Genomic DNA, 23,731 nt, shown 5'->3' with positions numbered 1-23,731 from the left:
TCCCATGGGTCTGGACGTACGCCCGGCGCCCACCCGGCGGCGGGCGAAGGCCGGCGCCTCCGCCCCGCCCCCCGACCGGGGCGTGCGGGCCCGGCTGTCCCGCCTGGACATCAAGATCTCGCCCTACCTGCTGATCTCGCCGTTCTACCTCGTGTTCGCGGTGTTCGGCGCGTTCCCGCTGCTGTTCACGCTGTGGATGTCGCTGCGCGACCGGGAGCTGGCCAGCGGCAAGGACGAGTTCATCGGGCTGCGCAACTACACCGAGCTGCTGGGCGACTCGGCGTTCCTGAACGCGGTGGTCAACACCCTCGGCATGTTCGTCATCGCCACCGTGCCGCAGTTGCTGCTGGCGCTGCTGCTGGCCAACGCGCTGAACCGGCGGCTGCGCGGCAGCACGCTGTTCCGGGTGGGCATGATGATGCCGCTGATCACCTCCACGGTGGCGGTGGCGGTGGTCTTCACCCAGCTGTTCGACACCGACTTCGGGCTGGTCAACTGGCTGCTGGGGCTGGTCGGGGTGGACCCGATCGCCTGGCAGTCCGACCGCTGGTGGTCGTGGGTGGCCATCTCGGTGATGGTCGACTGGCGGTGGACCGGCTACAACGCGCTGATCTACCTGGCCGCCATGCAGGCCATCCCCAAGGACCTGTACGAGGCCGCGGCCATCGACGGGGCGTCGCGGCGCCGCCAGTTCTGGCAGATCACCGTGCCGATGCTGCGGCCCACCATCCTGTTCACCGCGATCGTGTCCACCATCGGCGGGCTGCAGCTGTTCACCGAGCCGGTGCTGTTCGACAACGGCGACACCGACGGCGGCTCCACCGGCCAGTTCCAGACGGTGGCCATGTACATGTTCGACTCGGCGTTCTCCAACGACGACTACGGCTACGGCGCCGCGGTGGCCTGGATGATCTTCCTGCTGATCATCGTGTTCTCGCTGGTCAACTTCATGTTCATCCGCCGGATGGGAGGCGTGCGATGACGCTGGTGGCCGGTCCCGACCTGGCCGGATCCCGGGGCGCCGGGCCTTCGAGACCCGCCCGGCGGACCGGCCGGATGCGCGGGCTGTGGGAGGCCAGCCCGCTGACCTACATCACGCTGATCGTCGGGCTGGTGCTGTCGATCTTCCCGGTCTACTGGATGATCATCGTGGCCACCCGCGGCAACGACATCGTCGGCGACGTGCCGCCGCCGATGCTGCCCGGCGGCGAGCTGGGCTCGAACCTGTCGGAGGTGTTCGCCGCCGAGGAGGCCTACTTCGCCAAGGGCCTGGTCAACTCGGCGATCGTGGCGAGCGCGGTGACGGTCTCCACGGTGCTGTTCGCCACCATGGCCGGGTTCGCGTTCGCCAAGCTGCGGTTCCGCGGCAAGAACGCGCTGCTGCTCACGGTGATCGCGACGATGATGATCCCGGTCCAGATGGGGATCATCCCGCTCTACATCATGATGGGCTGGTTCGGCTGGCAGGGCGAGCTGCAGTCGGTGATCCTGCCGTTCCTGATCACCGGGTTCGGCGTGTTCATGATGCGCCAGTACACCCAGCAGGCGGTGCCCGACGAGCTGATCGAGGCGGCCCGGGTGGACGGCTGCTCCACGTTCCGCATCTACTGGAGCGTCGTGCTGCCCGCGCTGCGCCCGGCGGCCGGCGTGCTGGCGCTGCTGACCTTCATGCAGACCTGGAACGAGTTCATGTGGCCGCTGGCCGCGCTCACCCCGGAGAACCCCACCGTGCAGCTGTCCATCCGGCAGCTCAACGGGGCCTACTTCCAGGACTACACCCTGGTCTTCGCCGGGACCACGGTCGCCACCCTGCCCCTGCTCATCGTTTTCGTCATCTTCAGCCGCCAGATCATCGGCGGGATCATGGAAGGCGCGGTCAAGGCGTGACAGCACACGAGACGCAAGCGCAGATCCGGGAACCGGCCACGGCCCCTTTCCCGCAGGACTTCCGCTGGGGTGCGGCGACCTCCGCGTACCAGATCGAGGGGGCCGTCGCCGAGGACGGCCGGGGCCGCTCGATCTGGGACACGTTCTGCGACACCCCGGGCGCGGTGCTCGGCGGGGACACCGCCGCCGAGGCCGTCGACCACTACCACCGCTACCGCGAGGACGTGGCGCTGATGGCCGGGCTCGGCCTGAACGCCTACCGGTTCTCGCTGTCGTGGCCGCGGATCCAGCCGTCCGGGACGGGCCCGGCCGACCAGCGCGGCCTGGACTTCTACCGGCGGCTGGTCGACGAGCTGCTCGAGGCCGGGATCGAGCCGTGGATCACCCTCTACCACTGGGACCTGCCGCAGGCCCTGGAGGACAAGGGCGGCTGGCCGGAGCGCGACACCGCGTTGCGGTTCGCCGAGTTCGCGGCGCTGGCGCACGGGGCGCTCGGCGACCGGGTGTCGAACTGGATGACGATCAACGAGCCGTGGTGCGCCGCCTACCTGGGGTACGCCTCCGGCGAGCACGCGCCCGGCCGGCGCGAACCGGCCGCCGCGCTGGAGGCCGCGCACCATCTGCTGCTGGGGCACGGGCTGGCGGTCGAGGCCATGCGGGGGCAGCGCTCGGGCACCCGGATCGGCCCGGCGGTCAACCTGTACGCGGTCTCCCCCGCCGCCGACACCCCCGAGGACCTGGACGCGGCGCGCCGCATCGACGGCCTGCAGAACCGGTTCTTCCTGGACGCGCTGCTGCTCGGCCGCTACCCCGACGACCTGCTGGAGGACCTGGCGCCGTTCGGGTTCGCCGACTGCGTCCAGGACGGGGACATGCGGGTCGTCGGCGTCCGCAACGACCTGCTGGGGATCAACTACTACACCCGGCACACCGTGTCGGGGCGGCCCGGCGACGCCACCCAGGCGGTGTCGTCGCCGTTCTCGACGGTGTCGCCGTGGGTGGGGTCCGAGCACGTCCGGTTCGTCGGCCAGGGCAAGCCGGTGACCGGGATGGGCTGGGAGGTCGACCCCGACGGGCTGCTGGAGGTGCTGGCGCGGCTGCACCGCGAGTACCCGGCGGTGCCGCTCTACATCACCGAGAACGGCGCGGGCTACGACGACGTCCTCGACGCGGACGACGCGGTCCGCGACGACGAGCGGATCGCCTACCTGGACGCCCATCTGCGGGTCTGCGCCCGGGCCATCGACGCGGGCATACCGCTGCGGGGTTACTTCACCTGGTCCCTGATGGACAATTTCGAGTGGGCGTGGGGATACTCCAAACGCTTCGGGCTGGTCTACGTTGACTACGCCACGCAGCGGCGCATCCCCAAGGCGAGCGCCCGATGGTACGCACGGACGATCCGGCGGGGCGGACTGCCGGACTGACCGCGTCATGGTGAAGGGGCCGATAGACGGTGAGGGGTCGGAGCGGGTGAGGCGCGCCAAGGCGGAGGCGCGCCCCACCCTGGAGGAGGTGGCCGCGCTGGCCGGGGTGGGCCGCGGCACGGTGTCGCGGGTCATCAACGGCTCGCCGCGGGTGAGCGCGCAGGCCAGACAGGCGGTGCAGGCGGCGATCGAGGAACTGGGGTACGTGCCCAACCGGGCCGCCCGGACGCTGGTGACCCGGCGCACCGACACGGTGGCGCTGGTGCTGTCGGAGGACGAGGAGCGGCTGTTCGCCGAGCCGTACTTCGCCGACATCATCCGGGGCATCAGCTCGGCGCTCAACGACACCGGGCTGCAGCTGATGTTCACCCTGGCCCGGTCGGCCCGCGACCACGACCGGCTCAAGCAGTACCTGACCGGTCACCACGTCGACGGCGTGATGCTGATCAGCCTGCACGAGGCGGACCCCCTGCCGGTCCTGCTGGAACGGCACGGGGTCCCCACCGTGCTGGGCGGCCGGCCGGTCGGCCAGGACCCCGGCGAGGTCAGCTACGTGGACGCCGACAACGAGGGCGGCGCCTACCAGGCGGTGGCGTACCTGGTGGGCCGGGGCCGGCGGCGGATCGCCACCATCGCCGGGCCGCAGGACATGGGGGTGGGCATCGACCGGCTGGCCGGCTACCGCCGGGCGCTGGGCGACCTGCCCGAGCTGGTCGCCTACGCCGACTTCAGCGAGGAGGGCGGCCACCGCGCCATGCGGGAGCTGCTGGACCGCGATCCGGGGCTGGACGCGGTGTTCGTGGCGTCGGACAACATGGCGCTGGGGGCGCTGCGGGCGCTGCGGGCGGCCGGCCGGCACGTGCCCGACGACGTGGCGGTGGTCGGGTTCGAGGACTCGGCCGCCGGGCGCGCCGAGCCGCCGCTGACCACCGTCCACCAGCCCACCGAGCGGATGGGCCGGGAGATGGTGCAGTTGCTGGTGGCCCGGATGCGCGGCGAGCGGACCGGGCACGCCGCGGTCATCGTGGACACCCGGCTGGTGGTGCGCGAGTCCGCCTGACCCGTCCGCCCGGTGGACGACCCGGATCTCCGAGGGCGGGCCGGACGATCCTCGCCGCGGTCGTCCGACCCGCCTTAGGGGTCTCCTAGAAGAAGCTCAACGGAGCCTTAAGAGCCTCCGCCGTCCGGACCGATCGTCCCTAGGCTGATCATGTCGGACGGCGGATGCGCTCTGGTCCTCTGGTGTTTTGGGCGCACCGGCCGTCTGTGACGAGGGGTACGACCGGCCCGGCGGCTCCGGCTCATCCGCCGCGGGCCGGTCTCTTCGTCTCCCTCCGTCAGCCGCCCGCGCCCGGGGCGGGCACGGCCCGCACCTTCACCCCGCCTCGATGGACGGCGACCGGGGCCAGGCTCACCGGCCCGACCGTGGACTCCTCCTCGGCGACGACGGCCAGGGCCAGGGTGTTGCCGCCGTCGTGCCGCAGCACCCCGGCGGGCAGGGTGAAGTCGCGCTGCACTCCCCCGCCGACGTACTGGCCCATGTTCCAGCCGTTGACGAAGATCAGCGCCCGGTGGCGGCCGGTGCCCCCGCCGAACCGCAGGGTCAGCGCGGCGTCGTGGCCCTCCGGCAGGTCGAGTCGCAGCGACGTGCGGAACCAGGTCACACCTGGTCCGACCCGCCGGTCGGCCGGGGACCCCGCAGACCAGGAACGGTCGCCGCGGCCGGGCAGGTGCCAGCCGGACCGCTCGCCGTACAGGCCGCCGTTGTTGAGGGGGCCGCGGACCGTGTCGGGCAGGTCCTCGCCGCCCCGCGCGCCCTGGATCCGCCAGGTGATCGGCGCTCCCGACCCTTCGAGGGACGCGGCGACCAGGCCGCGCGGCTGCTTGTGCCGGACGTCGTCGGCGGTCCAGTCGTCGTTGCTGCTTGTGCCGGACGTCGTCGGCGGTCCAGTCGTCGTTGTGGCCCATGTTCCCGACCAGCACCGACAGCACGGCCTGCTCGCCCGCGCGCAGCAGCCCGGCCGGAACGGCGAAGCGGCCGGGTCCGGGGCGGGGGTTGACCGGCGCGTCGGCGTCGGCCTGGGTGCCGCCCGCGGCCGAGCCGAGGTACCGGCCGTTCAGCCACACCTGGTAGACGCCGCCGCGGCCGGTGATGGCGTTGAGGGACACCGCGGTCTCCTCGCCGGTGGCGGTGAACCTGCCCCGGTACCAGACGTGCCCGTGGTGGAAGCCGTAGTCGTCGGCGTACAGGACCGGCCCCGACGCGGGCTTGATGGGGCTGACCGTGGTGGTCCTGTCGGCCACCGCCCAGCCCGAGTCGTCGAAGTCCGGGCGCGCCTCCGGCGCCTCCGTGCGGACGCTCCAGCGGGCCGGCTGCGGGATCCGGACCCGCTCGGGACCGGCGGCCGCACCGGTGAGCGATCCGCTCGCGGTGACCGTGGCGGGGACGTGCCGGCCGTTGACGGTCAGCCGCCGCGCCGAGGGCGGGGCGAACACCTCGACGTTCTCCGTGCGGGCCAGGTCGGCGCGCAGGGCCAGCGCGCCGCCGGTCAGGGTCGCCGAGCGGACCAGGGAGGTGCCGCGCACCAGGACCGGCCCGGCCGCGGTCGAGGCCCGCCAGAACTTCGCGGCCTCGGCGTCGGTGCCCAGCATCAGCAGCAGCGGACGCCTGCCGCCGCCGGTGACCAGCACCCGGGTCAGGCCCTTGTGGGTGTAGTCCAGCCGCAGGTCGCCGTTGCCGTAGGCGGCGGTCGCCTCCCCGTCGAGGACCTTGACGGTGGGGCGGGAGGCGTACCGCAGCACGGTGGTGCCGGGGGTGCCCTCCGTGCCGTACAGCACCGCGACGTCCCGGCCGCCGATCGCGGCGTGCGTCATGATCTCCGAGGTCGACACCGCCAGCCGCTGCCCGCCCAGGTCGTACCCGGCGACGAGGATCTTGGCGTCGCGGCCCTTGAGCCGGACCGGCAGCGTGCGGTCGCCGTCGGGGGTCCGCCAGGCGAGGGTGGCGGTCTCGTCGGCGTCGGTGCGCCGGTCGGCGTGCCGGACCAGCACGAACTGGGTGCGGGTGCCGGGGTTGGCGCGCGCCTCGGTGTGCACGGCCGGGTTGCTGGAGGCGGGCGCGGTCACCGGGTCGGTACGGGTCAGCGGCGCGACCCCGGTGACGAAGTACCCCTGCCGCTTGAACTCGTCGTACTTGGCGGTGAGCTGCCGGTTCTCGGTGATGGCCGCGCCGTAGTCGTAGGAGGTGTAGACGTCGTTGGGCTGCCCGAGCCAGCCCCAGTTGGTGCCGCCGAACGACATGTAGTAGCCGAACATGGTCGCCCCGGCGGTGATCAGGTTCGACTTGTAGTAGACCTTCATGAACTCCGGGCCGGTCAGCTCGCGGCACTTGTCATAGCCGGCGTTGTTGAGGTCGATGGCCCCGGCCTGGTACTCGGCCGCGTAGACGGGGGCCTCGTCGCTGAGCCGTTCGGTGACGCCCTCGCCCCAGGCGCCCCACGTTCCGGGCCGCCGGCACTCGAACGACTGGGGATAGTCGTCCACGCCGGGGATCTGCACCGCGCCCTCGCCGGACGCCCAGGTGGGGGTCCATGAGGCGTCGCAGCACTGGTTGTGGGTGATCGGCACGTCGATGCCGTCGGCGCGGGCCCGCCGCTTGAGGTCCTCCATGTAGGCAGGGTCGGTGCCCGCGGCGTACTCGTTCTCGACGTTGTAGGCGATGACCGAGCCGCCCCGGGTGACCTGGTGCCGGGCGATGATCGGGTTGATGCGGTCCAGCCACTCCCGGTAGGCGGCGGTGTATCCGGGGTCGCTGGACCGCGCCCGGCCGGGCACGTTCTTCAGCCAGGCCGGGAAGCCGCCGCCGCTGGTCTCGGCGTTGATGTACGGGCCGGGCCGGGCCACCACGTACAGGCCGAGTTCCTCGGTCAGGCGCAGCAGCCGGTCCACGTCGCGGACGCCGGTGAAGTCGTACACGCCGCGCCTGGGCGAGTGGTAGCCCCAGTGGAAGTACAGCGAGACGCCGTTGAACCCGGCCGCCCGGATGCGTTCCAGCACGTCGCGCCACAGGTCGGGGCTGGGCAGCCGGAAGTAGTGGAACTCGCCGGACCACAGCAGCACGCGGCGGCCGGCGACCATGAGCGAGTGCCGGTCGTAGGTGATCTGGTGGGCGGGCGCCGCGGCGGCCGGCGCCGCCTGCACGGCGCCGGTGGTGGCGAGCACCGTCGCCAGGGCGGCCGCCGCCGCGCCCAGCGTGACCAGGGGACGGCGCGGGCCGCCCCTGCCGAAGGCTGTCATGGGTGGGTCCTCCTCGGGGGTCGGGGAGCGGCCGCCATCCTTGTCGAAGCGCTTCGATGAGGCCGATGCTAGGCTCCGGCGATCACGCGCACAATGGGCCGCCCGACGGGCATCGCCCGGCCGGTGCCGGGCCACGGCCCCTCACCTGCCGGTTCGCCCGCATGTCACGGCATTTCGGGACAGCGCGTCCACGGGCTGTTACTCTCGCGCCGTCAACGCGTGCGAAGGTGTCGGGGCGAAGGCGGTGGCGGTGGACGGATCGCCGAACCAGGACGCCCGGCAGGAGTTCCACCGTTTCTTCGAGCAGCACCACCGGGAGCTGGCCCGGCTGGCGTACCTGCTGATCGGCGACCCCGACGGCGCCGACGACCTGGCCGCCGACGCGCTGGTGGCGGCCTGGCGCAACTGGGACCGGGTGCGCGGGACCGACCGGCCGCTGGCGTACGTCCGGCGGATCGTGGTGAACTTGTCCAACAGCCGGCTGCGCGCCATCGTGCGCGAACGCGGCCGGCTGGCCGCGCTGGGCGCCGGTGCCGACGACGTCACCGACGGGCCCGACGTGGCGGCCATGGTCGACCTGCGGGCCGCGCTGCGGCGGCTGCCGCACCGCAAACGGGCCTGCCTGGTGCTGCGGTACGCGTTCGACCTCTCCGAGCAGGAGACCGCACGGGTGCTGGGGGTCTCGGTCGGCACCGTCAAGAGCCAGACCTCCCGGGCCGCCGCCGAGCTGGAACGGCAGTTGCGCGGCACCGGGGCCGCCGCCGACCTGCTGTCGGGCTACCGCACCGGGGCCCTGCATCCGCAGAGCCGGCCGGGAGGGGGGACGTGATGCGCGGGCGGCGCGAGCGCCACACCGAGGAGTCCCTGGCGCGCCTGCGCGACCGGCTGCACGCCGAGGCCGACCGGCACCGGCCCGACACCGCCCGCATCTGGGCGCGGGTCGAGGCCGCCATGAACGAGCAGACCGCCGCGCCGGACCCGATCCCCGCCTGGGAGCCGCGCCCGTGGCGGCGCCGGGGCGACCTCCGCGCGGCCGCCGCGGCCCTGGCCACGGCCGCGGTGATGGGCGTGACCTCGCTCGCCGTGGTCGTCCTGAACGGCGACGCCGGCCCCGGCCCGGTCGTCCCCCCGCCGCCCCGCACCGGCGCCCCCCTCCCCTCCTCCACGGCCACCGTCTCCCCGTCGCCGAGCGAGGACGGCGAGGCCGACAGCGACACGGTGGGAGGCGTCCGGCCGCCCGCACGGAACGAGCCGGGCCCCGGCGAGGGCGGGCAGGGCGGCGCGCCGGTGTCGGTGACCGCCGCACAGGACGGGGCCCTGCCGTACTGGGGGCGCAACACCCTCACGCTGACCGTCCACCGGCCGCTGACCGCCCTGAACGTCACCATCCGGGTCGCCCGCTCCCGGCGGACCTTCCCGGCCGGATCATGGAACTCGATGCCGGGCTCGCACGTGCGCTCCGACACCGACCTCACCGACGACGCGATCGTCCACCGCCTCACCCTGCTCCCCGGCCGGACGCTGCCCTCCGGGCGCTATCTCGTCGCGGTCCAGTACCAGCCCGGCGGCCCGCACGACCCGGCCCGGGACACCTTCGCCGTCACCGCCCACGCCGCCGGCGGGAGCGCGTCCCCCACGATCCGCGGACATTTCTGATCCGGACGGCAACCTTTCGCGGCCCCCGGTCGACTAGGGGTCGGGGTGTGAAAGCCGCACCGGGTCCCGACTCCGCCATCCCCCGGTGTCCCCCCGCCTGCCCGCCCGCGGCCCCTGGGCGGGCAGGCGCTCCCCTGACCCGCCGGTCGCCTTCCTGGCCCTTCGGGCGACCGGCGGGCGCAGGGGGATCGAGGGCGCCCGCCCGGAATCGAACCGAGGACCATCGGAACCACAATCCGATATGCAGACCACCACACCACGGACGCCGTGTCCCCGGCAGGATTCGAACCTGCGCTCTCCTGGTCCGCAACCAGGCGTGTTCTCCCCTCCACCACGAGGACCCGGATATTCTGTTGTCGAGTAGCGGGTGCAGGAATCGAACCTGCCCGCAGCGGCTCATCAGACCGCCGGACGCACCAGCGTCCCCACCCGCCGGAAATGACACGCGGAGGGTGTGAGAATCGAACTCACGCAGGTGACCCTGACGACGGCTTAGCAAGCCGCTGCCTTACCGCTCGGCCAACCCTCCAAAAGGAAAACCGCCCGGGATCCCGTTCCGGGCGGCGCACGACGAACGCGGAGATCACGTCCGAGGGCGGCTCCCGGGACCGGGCACGCTGCGGCCGACGCTGATCCGGCCGCTGATTCGGCGATGCCGTCCGCGCATCTTTCCCGTCCCTTCCGCTCGCGTTCCCGTCGCTTTCGACGACCACTGTGCCGCAGTCGCTCCCGGGAACGCAACGCAATTTACGGGACCTGCCGGCGCACGACGGAGGGCCTAGACTCGCGGCATGGACTCGATGCAGTTGGCCGCGTTCGCGGGGGTCGTCGCCCTGGCGGCGATGTCGCCGGGGCCGGACTTCGCGATCACCGTGCGGAACGCGGCGGTGTCCGGGCGGCGGATGGGCGTGATGACCGCGCTGGGCATCGCGGCCGGGGTGATGGTGTGGTCGCTGTGCGCGGCGCTGGGGATCGCGGCGCTGCTGGCGGCCTCGGCGACCGCGTACACGGTGGTCAAGCTGGTGGGCGCGGCCTATCTGCTGTACGTGGGGGCGCGGGCGGTGTGGGCGGCGCTGCGCGGCGAGTACGCGGCGGCGGCCGACCATGGCGACGGCGCGGACCCCGCCCCGCGGTCGTGGACGGGGTTCCGGCAGGGCCTGCTGACCAACGTGCTGAACCCCAAGGCGGCGGTGTTCTTCGTCGCGCTGATGCCGCAGTTCCTGCCCGGCTCTGCCGGGGTGGCGGACACGCTGCTGCTGTCGGTCGTCGCGGCGGCGATCAGCGCGGTGTGGTTCAGCGTGGTGTCCGCCGTGGTGGGGGCGCTGCGCCGGGTGTTCGCCCGCCCGGCGGTCCGCCGCCGGATGGACGCGGTCACCGGGACGGTGCTGGTGGGCCTGGGGCTCAGGCTGGCGGCCGAGCGCTGAGGCGGTCCGCAACCCCGGGTCGCGCAGGTCGTCGCGGGCACCGGAAGGTGCCGCTCACGTGGCGGAGAGCCCGGGGCACGGACGCCCGGCCGCGATGCGCTCGGGCACGCCCGGCGGGAGCGGCATATGGTTGATCATGTGAGACATCGCCCGGGTGCCGGGAACGGTCGCAAACCCATTCCGTGAGTGCTTGAATCTCCGGATATGTGGGCCGTGTCACATCAGACCCGCCCGTGGGTACGGGCGTATCCCGAGGGGGTGCCCGCGGACATCGACGTTCCCGACATCCCGGTGACCCGGCTGCTCGACGACGCCGCCGCCCGGCGCCCGCGCAACACCGCGTTCTGGTTCTTCGGCCGCCGGCTCACCTACCGGCAGGTGCTCCGGTCGGCCGACCGGTTCGCCGCCGGGCTGCGGTCGCTCGGGGTGGGGCCGGGCGACCGGGTGGCGCTGCTCCTGCCGAACTGCCCGCAGCAGGTGATCGCCTTCTTCGGGGCGCTGCGGCTGGGGGCGATCGTGGCGCAGCACAACCCGCTCTACACCGAGGAGGAGATGCGCCACCAGCTCGCCGACTGCGGCGCCCGGGTCGTGGTGGTGCTGGACCGCTCCTACCCGACGCTGCGGGCGGTGCGCCGCACGGTGCGGCTCGAGCACGTGGTGGTCACCTCGATCGTGGACTACCTGCCCTGGTACCGGCGGCTGGCGCTGCGGCTGCCGCTGGCGTCGGCGCGGCGCGAACGGGCCCGCGTCACCGCCGAGGTGCCGCCCGACACCGGCGTGGTGCGCTTCGCCGAGCTGCTGCGCCGCCCGGCGCGGCGGGTGCGGCAGGCGGAGGTCGACCCGGCCCGGCACCTGGCGGTGATCCAGTACACCGGCGGCACCGAGGGCCGGCCCAAGGGCGTGATGCTCACCCACCGCAACCTGATCGCCAACGCCTGCCAGCAGCACGCCTGGGACGTGGGGTGCCGGTACGGGGCGGAGGTCACCTTGGCGGTGCTGCCGCTGTTCCACTCGTTCGGACTGATGAGCTGCCTGATCAGCCCGGTGATGAAGGCGGGCGCGGTGGTGCTGCTGCCGCGGTTCAACGTGGCGCGGACGGTGCGGGTGCTGCGCCGCCACCGGCCGACGATCTTCCCGGGCGTGCCGACGCTCTACCAGGAGCTGATGGGCACGCCGGGGGTGACCCGCAGGGACCTGGCGTCGGTGCGGATCTTCCTGTCGGGCGCCAGCGGGATCGACGAGCGGACCATCGCCCGGTTCCGCGAGTGGGGGCTGCGGGGGCTGATCCAGGCGTACGGGCTGACCGAGGCGTCCCCGGCGGTGTCGGCCAACCCGTTGGACGGCAGCGCCCGCAACCGGACGGTGGGGCTGCCGCTGCCGGGCACCGAAGTGCTGGTGGTGGACTCCGAGGACCCCACGGTGGTGCTGCCGCCGGGCCGGCCGGGCGAGCTGGTGGTGCGCGGCCCGCAGGTGTTCGCCGGGTACTGGAACCGGCCGGAGGAGACCGCCCGGGTGCTGTCCCCCAACGGCTGGCTGCGCACCGGCGACATCGGGGTGATGGACCCCGACGGCTGGCTGACGATCATCGACCGCAAGCGGGACCTGGTCAAGGTGAACGGGTTCAGTGTGTACCCCTCGGAGGTCGAGGAGGTGCTGCGGCGGCATCCGGCGGTGCTGGACTGCGCGGTGCTGGGGCTGCCGGACGAGCGGCGCGGCGAGCGGGTGGTGGCGTGCGTGGTGGAGCATCCGGCCTACCCGTTCTCGGCCGAGGAGCTGCGCCGGCACTGCGAGAAGTACCTGTCGCACTACAAGGTCCCGGCCCGGTTCGTGCCGTTCACCGAGCTGCCGCGGTCGCCGGTCGGCAAGGTGCGGCGGCGGGTGCTGCGGGAGGAGTACCTGCGGGGCGGGCTGCCCTGCGGCTAGCCCAGGGCTTGGGCCGCCGATCGACGGCGGACCTCGTACAGCAGGTCGGCGACGCGGCGGCGGTCGGGTTCGGGCGGCAGCGGGCCGCGCTCGACGGCGGCGTCCATCCCGGCGGCCAGCTCGGCGCGCCAGCGTTCGATCTCCGGCCAGCCGACCTCGCCGCGGCGGACCGCCAGCAGCCGGTCGCGCAGGTCGCCGACGTGCACCAGCGGTTCGCCGTGCTCGGCCAGGTGCCGGCCGCTGGCCAGCAGCCGCAGCAGGTGCATCACGTGCTTCCAGCGGGGCTCGCCGCGGTTGCGCAGGTCGGCCTCCAGCTTGCGGAACTGGCTGTCGGCGTAGCGGGTGAACGTGCGGTGGGCGCGCCGGGACAGGAACGCGGTGCGGACGCCCACCAGCTCGCGGCCGACGTCGGTGATCTCCTCCACGATCGGCGACCACAGGCATTCCAGCACGGTCGGGTTGGCCTGCAGGGCCAGCCCGCAGAACCGTTCGAACTCCCAGGAGAACCGCTCGGGCTCCGGCCCGTCCAGATGCGTCGGCGGCTTGTCGAAGCTCCAGAACAGCGGGGTGGGGACCAGGAACACCCCGCGCCGGTCCACGTCGCTGTCCTCGGTGTCCAGCCCGTACGCCCGCGAGCCCACCACCACCGACAGCACCGTGTGCTCGCGCACCAGCCGCAGATCCGGCACATCCGCCTCGGTCACGGCATCCAGCCTGGCATATGCGTATGCTGCCGCGCGTGCCCGATACCTCCTCCCCCCTGGGCGCCGAGCTGGTCGCGATCGGCCGGGCGGCGCCCGGCGGCGACCCCCGCGCCGAGCCGGTCGTCCTGTACGACCGGCACGGGGTGCTGGTGATCCGGGTGGGCGGGGTGGTGGTGAAGGCGCACCAGGCCGACCGGGACAACGGGCCGCGGCTGGCCGCGCGGATGGCGGCGGCGGCCGCGCTGCCCGGCCTGCTGCTGCCGCCGGTGGGGCCGCCGCGGCAGGTGCGGGGCCGGGTGGTGACGGTGTGGCCGTACGGGGAGCCGGTCGGCCCGGAGGATCCGCCGTGGGAGGAGGGCGGCCGGCTGCTGGCCCGGCTGCACCTGGCCGACCACCGCCGGATCCCCCCGGTGCCGCGCTGGGACCGCCCGGTGCGCGCCGCCCAGGTGGTGGCCCGGCTGGACCCGGACGGCGCGGAGGAACGGGTGGTCCGGGAGGCGTTCGCGAGCCTGCCCGCCTGGGTGCGCGGACAGGCCCCGGCGCCGCCGCCCGCCCGCCGGACGCTGATCCACGGCGACTGGCATCTGGGCCAGCTCGTGGGGCTGCCGGACGGCACCTGGCGGATGATCGACATCGAGGACCTGGGGGTCGGCGATCCGGCCTGGGACCTGGCGCGGCCCGCGGCGCTGTTCTCGGCGGGGGTGCTGCCGCCGGAGGACTGGGCCCGTTTCCTGGCCGGTTACGCCTCCGCCGGAGGGCCCGCGGCGCCCCCCGGGGAGGACCTGTGGGACTCGCTGGACATACCGGCGCGAACTCTGGCGATCCAAATCGCGGCCACCTGCGTCATATCTGCGCGGACCGAAGGACGGCCGCTCGACGGGTTCGAAGGCGCGCTCGTCGACGCATGCAGCAGAATCTCGGCTACCAGGAGGTCCCCGGGGGAGTGATTTGGCCCTATGGTGGTCGGGTCCCGGGCTTCCGTGACGGAAGGATGTAAGGCGATGCAGTGCCCCAAGTGTCGTGGCACGATGCGGACGTACGACCGCAACGGTGTCCACATCGAGCAGTGTGAGATGTGCCGGGGGATCTTCCTGGACTACGGCGAGCTCGAGGCCCTCACCAGGATGCAGCAGCAGTACATGCAGGCACCGCCGCCCCCCGCGGCCCCGGCGGCTCCGGCGGCCCCGGCCTGGGGCGCGAGCCCGCAGGTGCATCACCACCACCACGGCCAGCCGCACCACTACCGGCAGAAGAGCGTCTTCCACATGCTCTTCTCCACCTGAGCGTCAGGCTTCGCGACGCCCGGTGGACCGCCGTCCGCCGGGCGTCGGCGTACCCGGGCCGGGTGACCGCGGATCACACGGTGCCGGTCGTCCCCGCCTTCAGCGGCTCTCGACGGCCATCCGCAGCCCGAGGGCGACCAGCACCGTCCCGCTGACGGCGTCCAGCTGGCGGCGGACGGCCGGCCGGCGGAACCACGTGCCGGCGCGCCCGACCACGGCGGCCAGCGCCAGGTACAGGACGGTCTCGACGGCCACCTGGAGCAGCGCCAGCAGCGCGGTCGTGGCGAGCAGCGGCCGGTCCGCGGGGACGAACTGCGGATAGAACGCGATCATGAACGCGGCGGCCTTCGGGTTGGCCAGCATCACCACGGCCCCCTCCCCGAAGGCCCTCCACCACGTCCGCGGCGAGGCGCCCGGCAGGTCCCGGTCGGCTTCGCCGGCCGGTCCCGCCTTGCGGCTGCGCCAGGCGGCCCGCCATGACCTCACCCCCAGATACAGCAGGAAGGCCGCGCCGACCACGCGGAGGACGAGGTAGGCGACCTCGGAGGCGGCCACCAGGGCGGCCAGGCCGGCGCCGGCGCACAACGCCCACACGTACAGTCCGGCCTCCAGCCCCAGAACGGTCGGCACGGCTCCGGACAGCCCCCGCAGCGCCGCACGACGCATGATCAACGCCATCGCGGGGCCGGGGGACGCCGAGATCAGCACCACGGCGACGACGAACGCGGGAAGAGCGGCGACGATGTCCATGACTGAAATGTGGTCCCTCTCCGTCTCGTGGCGCAATGCGATTCTTCCGGCTCAGCCGCATGCGCTCCTCGGCCCGAGGTCAGACTTCGGACCCGTGGCGTGCGCGGCCGCCGGCCAGGGACGCCGCCCGGCGGACCGAACTGGTGGCGGCGGCCAGCAACGGCATCCGGACGGCCGGGCTGGGAATGCGTCCCTGGGCGTGCAGCACTCCCTTGATGACCGTCGGGTTCGGCTCGGCGAAGAGCGCTGCGGACAACCGGGCCAGCTCGGCTCCGAGCCTGCGGGCGGGTGCGCCGCGGCCGCTGCGCCACAACGAGATCAGCTCGGCGTAGTCGGCGGTGCGGAGGTTGGCCGAGGCGAGGATTCCACCGTGGGCGCCCGCCGCGACGAGCGGTGATATGACGACGTCGTCGCCGCCGAGCACGGCGAAGCCGGGCGGCGGGCAGCCGAGCAGCTCGACCGTGGCCGCGTCGATCGCGCCGGTCGCGTACTTGACCCCGACGACCCCCGGCAGGCGGCCGAGTGCCGTGAGCGTGCCGACGCTGAGCGGCTGCCCGGTGCGGTAGGGGACGTCGTACACGATCAGCGGCATGCCGCCGTGGTCGGCCAGCGTGACGAAATGCGCCAGCGTCCCCGCCTCACCGGGCCGCAGGAAGGGCGGCGCGGGAACCAGCGCCGCGGCCACGTCGCCGGTGGCCGCCAGCTCGCGCAGCGACTCGACGGCGGCGGCGGTGTCGTACCGGGCAGGGGGCCGGGTTCGTACCGGAAATGGCCACTGCGCAACCCCCCGCAGGCGTGGTGCTGACCAGGTTGCCGTTGTTCCGCCGGTCGAAGGTCGCCTTCCGCGCGGGCGGCGGCGCACATCCGGCGATCGCCGCATTCGTGGCCGCGGCGAGAGCGGCGGTCGGCCGGATGAGCGATTCCGCCCGGCACCGAGCCGTGGAGTGACACGGCCCAGAGCGACGTGTCTCAGCCGCCCAGGGTGCGGCCCACCAGGGCACGGGCCTCCTCCTGGACCCGGGCCAGATGGTCGGGTCCGCGGAACGACTCGGCGTAGATCTTGTAGACGTCCTCGGTGCCGGACGGCCGGGCGGCGAACCAGGCGTGCTCGGTGCAGACCTTGACCCCGCCGATCGGGGCGCCGTTGCCGGGCGCCTCGGTGAGCACCGCGGTGATCGGGTCCCCGGCCAGCTCGGTCGCGGTGATCTGCTCGGCCGACAGCCTCTTCAGCACCGCCTTCTGCTCGCGGGTGGCGGGCGCGTCGACCCGGGCGTAGGCGGGGGCGCCGTGCCGCTCGGCGAGCGCGGCGTACCGGCGGCTGGGGGACTCGCCGGTGACGGCGGTGATCTCGGCGGCCAGCAGCGCCAGGATGATCCCGTCCTTGTCGGTGGTCCACGCCGACCCGTCGCGGCGCAGGAACGCCGCCCCGGCGCTCTCCTCGCCGCCGAACCCGATCGTGCCGTCCAGCAGCCCGCCGGTGAACCACTTGAACCCGACCGGCACCTCGACCAGCGGCCGGCCGAGCGCCGCCGCGACCTTGTCGATCATGCCGCTGCTGACCAGGGTCTTGCCGACCCCGGCGGCGGCGGGCCAGCCGTCGCGGTGCGTGTAGAGGTGGTCGATGGCGACGGCCAGGAAGTGGTTGGGGTTCATCAGCCCGGCGTCGGGGGTGACGATGCCGTGCCGGTCGGAGTCGGCGTCGTTGCCGGTGGCGACGTCGTAGGCGGCGCGGTTGTCGATCAGCGAGGCCATCGCGTACGCCGACGAGCAGTCCATCCGGATCTTCCCGTCCCAGTCCAGCGTCATGAACCGCCAGGTGGGGTCGGTGACCGGGTTGACCACGGTGAGGTCGAGGCGGTGCCGTTCGGCGATCTCGCCCCAGTAGGCGACGGAGGCGCCGCCGAGCGGGTCGGCGCCGATCCGCACCCCGGCGGACCGGATCGCGTCCAGGTCCAGCACGTTCGGCAGGTCGTCGACGTAGCCGCCGAGGAAGTCGTGGCGGCCGGTGGTGTCGGCGGTCAGCGCCCGCTCGTAGGGGATCCGCCGGACCTCCTTGAGCCCCCCGGCGATGAGGGCGTTGGCCCGGTCCTGGATCCAGGAGGTCGCGTCGGTGCCGGCCGGTCCCCCGTTCGGGGGGTTGTACTTGAAGCCGCCGTCGCCGGGCGGGTTGTGCGACGGGGTGACGACGACCCCGTCCGCGAGCCCCGAGGCGCGGCCCTTGTTGTACCGCAGGATGGCGTGGGAGACGGCCGGGGTGGGCGTGTAGCCGTCCCGGTCGTCGATGAGCACCCGCACGCCGTTGGCCGCGAACACCTCCAGCGCGGAGGCCTTGGCGGGCTCGGACAGGGCGTGGGTGTCGGCCCCCAGGAACAGCGGGCCGTCCACGCCCTGCGCGGCGCGGTACTCGCAGATGGCCTGGCTGGTGGCCAGGATGTGGTCCTCGTTGAACGAGGAGGAAAGGGCCGACCCGCGGTGCCCGGAGGTGCCGAACGACACCTGCTGGGCCGGGTCCCCCGGATCGGGATGCCGCGTGTAGTAGGCGGTCACCAGGCGGGCGATGTCGACCAGGTCCTCCGGCCGGGCCGGCTGTCCAGCGCGCTCATGCACCATGCACTCAATCTTCGCACCGCGGCCGGCGGTCAAACCGGGGCGTGCGTCACAGCCGGGGATCGACGGGCTCGGACTCCAGGGCCAGCACCGCGAACACCGCCTGGTGGATCCGCCACATGGGCTCCCCCGCGGTGAGCCGGTCCAGCGCCTCCATGCCGAGGGCGTGCTCCCGCATGGCCAGTGACCGTTTCCGGCCGAGCCTGCGGTCGCGGAGGCGTTCCAGGTTGTCCGGGTCGGTGTAGTCGGGGCCGTAGATGATCCGCAGGTACTCGCGGCCCCGGCACTTCAGGCCCGGCTGCACCTTCCGTCCGTCCGGCACGGGGCCGAGGGGCTTGACGACCATGCCCTCGCCGCCGCCCTCCGTGAGTCCCCGCCACCAGTCCGTGGCCGCGGCCGCCGACTCCTCCGAGGCCAGGTCGACGACCTGGAACGCGGTGGTGGCCAGCAGCCCGCTCGGGTCGGCGGCGGCCAGCCGGTCGGCGATCCCCAGGTGCCACAGGTGGTCGCGGGCGGCGGCATAGGCGATCCCCTCCCCCGCCAGGACCTGGAACGGGGCGAGCCGGACCCCCTCCAGCCCGTCGACGTTCCAGCAGTAGCGGGCGTAGGCGTCGCGGAACGCCGCCGCGTTGGCCGCCCGCCGCGCCGTGCGCTCCCGCAGCTCCGCCACGTCGAGGCCGCGGGCGGCGGCCCGTTCCAGGACGGCGGTGGCGGCGGGCAGCGCGGCGCGGGCGGCGGCTCCGGTCGCCGCGTACTGGGTGCGGATCAGGTCCATCGCCTTGGCCGACCACGGCATCAGCTCGCAGTCCAGCACCAGCCAGCCGGTGCCGAGCTCGTCCCACAGCCCGGCCGCGCCGATCGCGGCCCGCAGCCTGCCCAGCAGTTCCTCGGTGCGGGCGGGGTCGCGGAAGAACGCCCGGCCGGTGCGGGTGTACAGGGCCCCGGTGGTGCCGTCGTCCACGCCGAAGCGGGCGGCGGCCACGCCGGCGTCGCGGCAGATCACGGCGACGGCCCGGGAGCCCATGTGCTTCTCCTCGCACACCACCCGTTCCAGCCCGTCCCCGCGGTACGCCTCGAACGCCTCGGCCGGGTGCTCCAGGTGGCCGGGCAGGGCCGAGGTCGCGGTCGGGGCCATGGTCGGCGGCAGGTACACCAGCCAGCGCGGGTCGATCGCGAACCGGCTCATCACCTCCAGCGCGGCCAGCGCGTTCTCCTCGCGGACCGTGACCCGCCCCAGCAGGGAGGTCCGCACGCCGTTCAGGTCGAACACGTCGGAGATCTTGAGCACGTCGCTCTCGCGGCGGGCGCCCGCCTGCGCGGCGGTCCCGGCCTCGGCGCCCAGCGGGCGGACCGGCTCGTACCAGACCTTCTCGGCGGGGACGGCGACCAGCTCGCGTTCGGGGTAGCGGAGCGCGGTGAGCCTGCCGCCGAACACGCATCCGGTGTCGAGGCAGATGGTGTTGTTGACCCACTCCGGCTCCAGGACCGGGGTGTGGCCGTAGACGACCATCGCCTTGCCGCGGTAGTCGTCGGCCCACGGGTAGCGGACCGGCAGCCCGTACTCGTCGGTCTCCCCCGTCGTGTCGCCGTAGAGGGCGAACGAGCGGACCCGGCCCGAGGAGCGGCCGTGGTACTCCTCCTTGAGCCCGGCGTGCGCCACCACCAGCCGCCCGCCGTCCAGGACGTAGTGGCTGATCAGCCCGTCCATGAACGCCAGCGCCCGGTCGCGGAACTCCGCGGTCTCGGCCTCGAGCTGCCGCAGCGACTCGGCCAGCCCGTGGGCGACCTTGACCTTGCGGCCCCGCAGCGCGCGGACCAGCTTGTTCTCGTGGTTGCCGGACACGCACAGCGCCGTGCCCGCCGCGACCATCCCCATGACCAGCCGCAGCACGCCGGGGGTGTCGGGGCCGCGGTCCACCAGGTCCCCGACGAACACGGCGGTGCGGCCCCCGGGGTGGCGGGCGCCGCGGGGGCGGCCGTCGGCGTCGCGTTCGATCTCGTACCCCAGCTCGGCCAGCAGCGTCTCCAGCTCGGCGCGGCAGCCGTGGACGTCGCCGATGACGTCGAACGGGCCGGTCAGCTCGCGCTTGTCGTTCCAGGCCCGCTCGTAGGAGACGGTGGCGGCGTCGATCTCCTCGACCCCGTCGAGCACGTAGTGGCGGCGGAACTCCCGGCCCAGGCTCCGCAGCCCGCGCCGCAGCTCCCGGTGCTGGCGGGGCAGCACGTGGTCGGGCAGGTCGCGGTCGGGGCGGGCGGCGTTGCGTTCCCGCGCGACCTCCAGGGGCACGTCCAGCACGATCGCCACCGACAGCACGTCGTGGTCCTTGGCGATCCGCACGAGCTGCTGCCGGCTGTGCGGCTGCACGTTGGTGGCGTCCACGACGGTCAGCAGCCCGCGCCGCAGCCGCTTGGCGACGATGTAGTGCAGCAGGTCGAACGCGTCGCCGGTGGCGGACTGGTCGTTCTCGTCGTCGGCGACCATGGCGCGGCAGCGGTCCGACGAGACCACCTGCGAGGGCGCGAAGTGCCTGCGGGCGAAGTGGGACTTGCCGGATCCGGACACGCCGACGAGCACGACCAGCCCCATCTCGGGGACCTTGATCTCGGTCAACGGGTGAACACTCCCATCTGCGTCGGCGGGCCGACCTCGGGGTCGTCGTCGCCCACGGGCACGTGCCGCACGGCGTAGCCGTGGGTGCGCGCGACCCGGTCGGCCCAGGCGCGGAACTCGGCGCGGGTCCATTCGAAGCGGTGGTCGGGGTGGCGCATCGCGCCGGGGGCCAGGCCCTCGTAACGGACGTTGTGCTCGACGTTCGGGGTGGTCACCACGACGACGCGGGGCCTGGCGTCGCCGAAGACCACGCGTTCGACGGCGGGCAGGCGGGGCGGGTCGACGTGCTCGACCACCTCCATGAGCACGGCCGCGTCGTAGCCGCGGAAGCGTTCGTCGGCGTAGGTCAGCGCGCCCTGGAACACCGCCCATTCGGTGGCCCGGGTGCGGCTGCGCTCGAGGGTACGGCGGGCCATCGCCAGCGCCCGGTGCGAGACGTCGGTGCCGGCGATCCGGGTGAAGAACGGGTCGGCCAGCAGCCGGGCCAGCAGCTTCCCGGAGCCGCAGCCCAGGTCGATGACACTGGCGGCGCCCTCCTGGCGCAGCACCTCCAGCACGGTCGCGATGCGGCGTTCGGCCAGCGGAACGGGCGGCGCCGCGGCCTGCTCCCCCTCGACCTCCCCCTCGATCCGCCCCGCGGCCTCGTCGAGGGGATCGCCGGTGCCGGGCTCCTCGTCGATGGGGTCGCGGTCGAGGGCGTCCTCGGGGGCGTCCTCGGCCTCGGCGAGCCGACCGAGCGCACTGCGGACCAGGCCGCGCCGGTTGGCCAGGTAGCGGCGGACGATCCTGGTGCGGGCGGGGTGGCCGGCCAGCCAGCCCTCCCCGGCCCGGATCAGCTTGTCGACCTCCTCGGACGACATCCAGTAGTGCTTGGCGTGGTCCAGCACCGGCAGCAGCACGTAGATCTGGTTGAGGGCGTCGGCCAGCCGCAGCGTGCCGCGCAGGGTCAGCGTCACGTACCGCGAGTCGCCCCACTCGGGGAAGCCCGGGTCCAGCGGCACGGACTCCGCCTCGACCTGCCAGCCCAGCGGCGCGAACAGTTCCTCGGCCAGGTCGGGGCCGCCCCGGCAGGGCAGCGCGGGCAGCGTGATCTCCAGCGGGATCGCGACGGCGGCCAGTTCGGGCCGGGCGTCGCAGCGGCCCCGCAGCGCGCTGCGGAACACGTTCGCCATCGCCGAGGCCAGCAGCGAGGACGCCGCGTAGGGACGGTCGTTGACGTACTGGCCCAGGGAGAAGTCGGGGGTGCCCCGCCCGCGCGTGCGGACCAGCCTGACCGGGTCGATCTCCAGCAACAGCGCGGCCGTGCACCGATCCTCGCCCGCCTCGGGGTAGAGGACGTGCGCCGTTCCGAACGACTGGGGGAACGGCTGCACCTTGTCGGGATGCTTGTGCAGCAGGAATCCCAGATCGGTGGCCGGCTTCGCCGTCGTGGTGATCGTCAGTAGCACGGGGCCAGTCTCCCGGACCCGCACCGCCCCATCGCAACCGAATAGCCCGCACCGGACAAAAGGTGTGGCGTGCCGGCGCCGCGGCCCAGCAGAATCGTCGGCGACATGAGCCGACATCCGCGCCGGGCCGTCGCCGCCGAGACGGTCGCCATCCTCGACCGGGGCTTCTACACCGCGCCGTCCGGCCGTGCCGTCGCCATCGCCGACGACGTGGCCGAGGCCGTCCGCGGCACCCGGCTGTACCTGCCGGACGAGCTGGCGGGGCTGGTGGCCGCGCTCCCCCGGGGCGACCGGGACACGGTGATCGAGGTGACCGAGGAGACCACCCTGGCCGCCGCCCGCCGGCTCACCGCTCCCGGGCACGAGGTCGCCGCGCTGAACTTCGCGTCGGCCAAGAACCCCGGCGGCGGTTTCCTCAGGGGCGCGCACGCCCAGGAGGAGGGGCTGGCCCGCTCGTCGGCGCTGTACGCCTCGCTGCGGTCGGTGCCGGAGTTCTACGCGTTCCATCGCGAGCAGCGGAACCTGCTCTACAGCGACCGGGTGATCTACTCGCCGGGTGTCCCGGTGTTCCGGGACGACGCCGGGCGGCTGCTGGAGGAGCCGTACCGGGTGGCGTTCCTGACCTCGCCCGCGCCCAACCGGGGGGCGATGCGCGATCCGGAGCAGGCGGCGCGGGTCGGTGCGGCGCTGCGCGGGCGGGCCGCCAAGGTGCTGGCCGCGGCCCATCGTCACGGCCACGACCGGCTGGTGCTGGGCGCGTGGGGATGCGGGGTGTTCGGCAACGACCCGGCCGAGGTCGCCGACGCGTTCGCCGGGCTGCTGCTGGACGGCGGCCCGTTCGCCGGGCTGTTCGGGCACGTGGTGTTCGCGGTGTGGGACACCGCTCCGGGGGCGCCCCGCCACGCGGCGTTCGCCCGGCGGCTGGGCGGTCAGTCCTCCACGTAGGAGGCCAGGCCGCGGATCATCAGCTCGAGGCCGAACTCGAAGCGCTGCTCGTCGTCGGCGTCCATGAGGTCGTCCACCATCGAGACGATGTTCGGGAAGCGGTCGGCGGGCAGGCTCTGGAAGTAGCCGCGGAGCTGGCCGAAGTACTCCCCCGGGTCCCAGCCCTCGCGGACCTTGGCCGCGAAGACCGTCCCCTCCAGCACGTCGGCGGTGATGAACAGGGCGAGCCGGTCGACGAACCAGGCGGCGATCCGGTCGGGCACGCCCCCGGCCCGCACGATGGCCAGGTGGTTCTCGGCGATCCGCAGCTGGTTCTCCCCGGTGGGGACGCGGCCCAGGAAGACGCGGCAGATGTCGGCGTAGGACCGCCACACCCGCCGGGCCGCCCGGGCGGACTCGCGGATCTGCTCCCGCCAGCGGTCCGGGTCCGGCTCCAGCAGCGGGATCTGCCCGGCGATCCGGTCGGCCACCAGCTCCAGCAGCTCGTCCTTGTCGGAGACGTGGGCGTACAGCGAGGCCGGGCCGGTGCCCAGTTCCTGGGCCACCCGCCGCATGCTGACCCCGTCCAGCCCCTCGGCGCGCACGACGGCCTGCGCGGTCTCCACGATCAGGTCCCGGCTCAGCGGGCGGCGCGCCCGGCCGCCCTTGCGCGGCTTGCGCCACGGCGGGGTGGGCAGCTCGAAGGCGGCTGAGCTCATCGTCCGGGCCTTTCGGGTGGGCGACGTGACGCCCCGCGCGAACGGGGTCGACGAACATCGTATTTGACACGA

At 73.7% G+C, this 23,731-nt stretch carries 19 protein-coding genes, 4 tRNA genes and 1 pseudogene; 11 read left to right on the top strand and 13 right to left on the bottom strand.

The features are described from left to right. Positions 1–4: 4 nt before the first annotated feature. From HNR21_RS17220 to HNR21_RS17205, 4 genes are read left to right on the top strand one after another with little or no spacing between them, the layout of a single operon-like run. Positions 5–982, top strand: a complete 978-nt coding sequence (locus HNR21_RS17220; RefSeq protein ID WP_182705993.1) for a carbohydrate ABC transporter permease — start codon at positions 5–7, stop codon at positions 980–982. Next, complete coding sequence (locus HNR21_RS17215; RefSeq protein WP_198679276.1) at positions 979–1,887, top strand: carbohydrate ABC transporter permease; 909 nt, start codon at positions 979–981, stop codon at positions 1,885–1,887. The genes HNR21_RS17220 and HNR21_RS17215 overlap by 4 nt, the downstream gene beginning before the upstream one ends. Continuing rightward, on the top strand, positions 1,884–3,314 hold the full coding sequence (locus HNR21_RS17210; RefSeq protein WP_312881072.1) for a GH1 family beta-glucosidase: 1,431 nt from the start codon (positions 1,884–1,886) through the stop codon (positions 3,312–3,314). The genes HNR21_RS17215 and HNR21_RS17210 overlap by 4 nt, the downstream gene beginning before the upstream one ends. A gap of 46 nt (positions 3,315–3,360) precedes the next feature. Further along, on the top strand, positions 3,361–4,374 hold the full coding sequence (locus HNR21_RS17205) for a LacI family DNA-binding transcriptional regulator (protein WP_312881071.1): 1,014 nt from the start codon (positions 3,361–3,363) through the stop codon (positions 4,372–4,374). Between the two features lie 277 nt (positions 4,375–4,651). Here the strand turns inward: HNR21_RS17205 and HNR21_RS36635 are convergent, their stop codons facing one another. Next, complete coding sequence (locus HNR21_RS36635) at positions 4,652–5,044, bottom strand: beta galactosidase jelly roll domain-containing protein (RefSeq protein WP_376766627.1); 393 nt, start codon at positions 5,042–5,044, stop codon at positions 4,652–4,654. A 238-nt stretch (positions 5,045–5,282) separates the two neighbouring features. Next, positions 5,283–7,451, bottom strand: a pseudogene (locus HNR21_RS17200) (glycoside hydrolase family 35 protein); the annotation flags it as partial. A gap of 409 nt (positions 7,452–7,860) precedes the next feature. On the opposite strand from HNR21_RS17200, the gene HNR21_RS17195 reads away from it, so the two are divergent. Continuing rightward, positions 7,861–8,439: a SigE family RNA polymerase sigma factor gene (locus HNR21_RS17195; RefSeq protein WP_233358800.1), complete on the top strand. Its 579-nt coding sequence runs from the start codon at positions 7,861–7,863 to the stop codon at positions 8,437–8,439. Continuing rightward, positions 8,439–9,266, top strand: a complete 828-nt coding sequence (locus tag HNR21_RS17190; RefSeq protein ID WP_119731214.1) for a hypothetical protein — start codon at positions 8,439–8,441, stop codon at positions 9,264–9,266. The genes HNR21_RS17195 and HNR21_RS17190 overlap by 1 nt, the downstream gene beginning before the upstream one ends. 193 nt (positions 9,267–9,459) lie before the next feature. Here the strand turns inward: HNR21_RS17190 and HNR21_RS17185 are convergent. The 4 genes from HNR21_RS17185 to HNR21_RS17170 all read right to left on the bottom strand — a co-directional run bounded on the left by HNR21_RS17185 (position 9,460) and on the right by HNR21_RS17170 (position 9,795). After that, a tRNA-His gene (locus tag HNR21_RS17185) sits at positions 9,460–9,532 on the bottom strand. Between the two features lie 2 nt (positions 9,533–9,534). Further along, a tRNA-Arg gene (locus tag HNR21_RS17180) sits at positions 9,535–9,607 on the bottom strand. A gap of 20 nt (positions 9,608–9,627) precedes the next feature. Continuing rightward, a tRNA-Ile gene (locus tag HNR21_RS17175) sits at positions 9,628–9,700 on the bottom strand. Between the two features lie 12 nt (positions 9,701–9,712). Further along, positions 9,713–9,795 (bottom strand) — tRNA-Ser (locus tag HNR21_RS17170). Between the two features lie 262 nt (positions 9,796–10,057). On the opposite strand from HNR21_RS17170, the gene HNR21_RS17165 reads away from it, so the two are divergent. Continuing rightward, positions 10,058–10,690 carry a LysE family translocator gene (locus HNR21_RS17165; protein ID WP_119731215.1) on the top strand — a complete coding sequence of 211 codons (633 nt, stop codon included), beginning with the start codon at positions 10,058–10,060 and terminating at the stop codon, positions 10,688–10,690. A 258-nt stretch (positions 10,691–10,948) separates the two neighbouring features. Continuing rightward, positions 10,949–12,613 (top strand): AMP-binding protein, encoded by a 1,665-nt coding sequence (locus HNR21_RS17160; RefSeq protein WP_119732184.1) that lies wholly within the window; start codon positions 10,949–10,951, stop codon positions 12,611–12,613. On the opposite strand, the gene HNR21_RS17155 is transcribed toward HNR21_RS17160, so the two are convergent. After that, the gene (locus tag HNR21_RS17155; protein ID WP_233358801.1) at positions 12,610–13,317 is read right to left on the bottom strand and encodes a nucleotidyltransferase domain-containing protein; all 708 of its coding nucleotides are present in this window, start codon (positions 13,315–13,317) and stop codon (positions 12,610–12,612) included. The two genes, HNR21_RS17160 and HNR21_RS17155, sit on opposite strands and share 4 nt — an antisense overlap. A 35-nt stretch (positions 13,318–13,352) precedes the next feature. Here HNR21_RS17155 and HNR21_RS17150 point away from each other — a divergent pair, with 35 nt between their 5' ends. Together HNR21_RS17150 and HNR21_RS17145 are read left to right on the top strand one after the other, a co-directional pair. Further along, positions 13,353–14,264, top strand: coding sequence for a phosphotransferase enzyme family protein (locus HNR21_RS17150; RefSeq protein ID WP_312881070.1), 912 nt, complete (start codon positions 13,353–13,355; stop codon positions 14,262–14,264). A 54-nt stretch (positions 14,265–14,318) separates the two neighbouring features. After that, the gene (locus HNR21_RS17145; RefSeq protein ID WP_119731217.1) at positions 14,319–14,600 is read left to right on the top strand and encodes a TFIIB-type zinc ribbon-containing protein; all 282 of its coding nucleotides are present in this window, start codon (positions 14,319–14,321) and stop codon (positions 14,598–14,600) included. Positions 14,601–14,699: 99 nt separating this feature from the next. On the opposite strand, the gene HNR21_RS17140 is transcribed toward HNR21_RS17145, so the two are convergent. From HNR21_RS17140 to HNR21_RS17120, 5 genes are all read right to left on the bottom strand, one after another. Further along, a complete protein-coding gene (locus HNR21_RS17140; RefSeq protein ID WP_182705989.1) occupies positions 14,700–15,350 on the bottom strand; it encodes a LysE family translocator in 651 nt (216 codons plus the stop codon). 79 nt (positions 15,351–15,429) lie between these two features. Further along, positions 15,430–16,230, bottom strand: a complete 801-nt coding sequence (locus HNR21_RS17135; RefSeq protein ID WP_246442209.1) for a dihydrodipicolinate synthase family protein — start codon at positions 16,228–16,230, stop codon at positions 15,430–15,432. An 89-nt stretch (positions 16,231–16,319) separates the two neighbouring features. After that, complete coding sequence (gene pgm / locus HNR21_RS17130) at positions 16,320–17,960, bottom strand: phosphoglucomutase (alpha-D-glucose-1,6-bisphosphate-dependent) (RefSeq protein ID WP_182705988.1); 1,641 nt, start codon at positions 17,958–17,960, stop codon at positions 16,320–16,322. A 46-nt stretch (positions 17,961–18,006) separates the two neighbouring features. Then, positions 18,007–20,568 (bottom strand): polynucleotide kinase-phosphatase, encoded by a 2,562-nt coding sequence (locus HNR21_RS17125; RefSeq protein ID WP_182705987.1) that lies wholly within the window; start codon positions 20,566–20,568, stop codon positions 18,007–18,009. After that, positions 20,565–22,016 carry a 3' terminal RNA ribose 2'-O-methyltransferase Hen1 gene (locus tag HNR21_RS17120; protein ID WP_182705986.1) on the bottom strand — a complete coding sequence of 484 codons (1,452 nt, stop codon included), beginning with the start codon at positions 22,014–22,016 and terminating at the stop codon, positions 20,565–20,567. Before HNR21_RS17120 ends, HNR21_RS17125 begins: the two co-directional genes overlap by 4 nt. A 105-nt stretch (positions 22,017–22,121) precedes the next feature. Between HNR21_RS17120 and HNR21_RS17115 the strand changes: the two genes are divergently transcribed. Beyond that, positions 22,122–22,961 (top strand): TIGR02452 family protein, encoded by an 840-nt coding sequence (locus tag HNR21_RS17115; RefSeq protein WP_182705985.1) that lies wholly within the window; start codon positions 22,122–22,124, stop codon positions 22,959–22,961. Here HNR21_RS17115 and HNR21_RS17110 read toward each other — a convergent pair. Next, on the bottom strand, positions 22,946–23,659 hold the full coding sequence (locus HNR21_RS17110; RefSeq protein ID WP_182705984.1) for a TetR/AcrR family transcriptional regulator: 714 nt from the start codon (positions 23,657–23,659) through the stop codon (positions 22,946–22,948). The two genes, HNR21_RS17115 and HNR21_RS17110, sit on opposite strands and share 16 nt — an antisense overlap. Positions 23,660–23,731 lie beyond the last annotated feature (72 nt).

The sequence above is a fragment of the Thermomonospora cellulosilytica genome (assembly GCF_014138835.1).
GTDB lineage: Bacteria > Actinomycetota > Actinomycetes > Streptosporangiales > Streptosporangiaceae > Thermomonospora > Thermomonospora amylolytica.
Note: the sequence above shows the minus strand (reverse complement) of the source record. Positions and strands in the feature narration are given on the sequence as shown.

Coding starts and splice junctions, on each gene's coding strand:
- HNR21_RS17220 (WP_182705993.1), top strand. CDS start 5: ATGGGTCTGGACGTACGCCCGGCGCCCACCCGGCGGCGGGCGAAGGCC.
- HNR21_RS17215 (WP_198679276.1), top strand. CDS start 979: ATGACGCTGGTGGCCGGTCCCGACCTGGCCGGATCCCGGGGCGCCGGG.
- HNR21_RS17190 (WP_119731214.1), top strand. CDS start 8,439: ATGCGCGGGCGGCGCGAGCGCCACACCGAGGAGTCCCTGGCGCGCCTG.
- HNR21_RS17165 (WP_119731215.1), top strand. CDS start 10,058: ATGGACTCGATGCAGTTGGCCGCGTTCGCGGGGGTCGTCGCCCTGGCG.
- HNR21_RS17145 (WP_119731217.1), top strand. CDS start 14,319: ATGCAGTGCCCCAAGTGTCGTGGCACGATGCGGACGTACGACCGCAAC.
- HNR21_RS17140 (WP_182705989.1), bottom strand. CDS start 15,350: ATGGACATCGTCGCCGCTCTTCCCGCGTTCGTCGTCGCCGTGGTGCTG.
- HNR21_RS17135 (WP_246442209.1), bottom strand. CDS start 16,230: ATGCGGCGATCGCCGGATGTGCGCCGCCGCCCGCGCGGAAGGCGACCT.
- pgm (WP_182705988.1), bottom strand. CDS start 17,960: ATGGTGCATGAGCGCGCTGGACAGCCGGCCCGGCCGGAGGACCTGGTC.
- HNR21_RS17115 (WP_182705985.1), top strand. CDS start 22,122: ATGAGCCGACATCCGCGCCGGGCCGTCGCCGCCGAGACGGTCGCCATC.
- HNR21_RS17110 (WP_182705984.1), bottom strand. CDS start 23,659: ATGAGCTCAGCCGCCTTCGAGCTGCCCACCCCGCCGTGGCGCAAGCCG.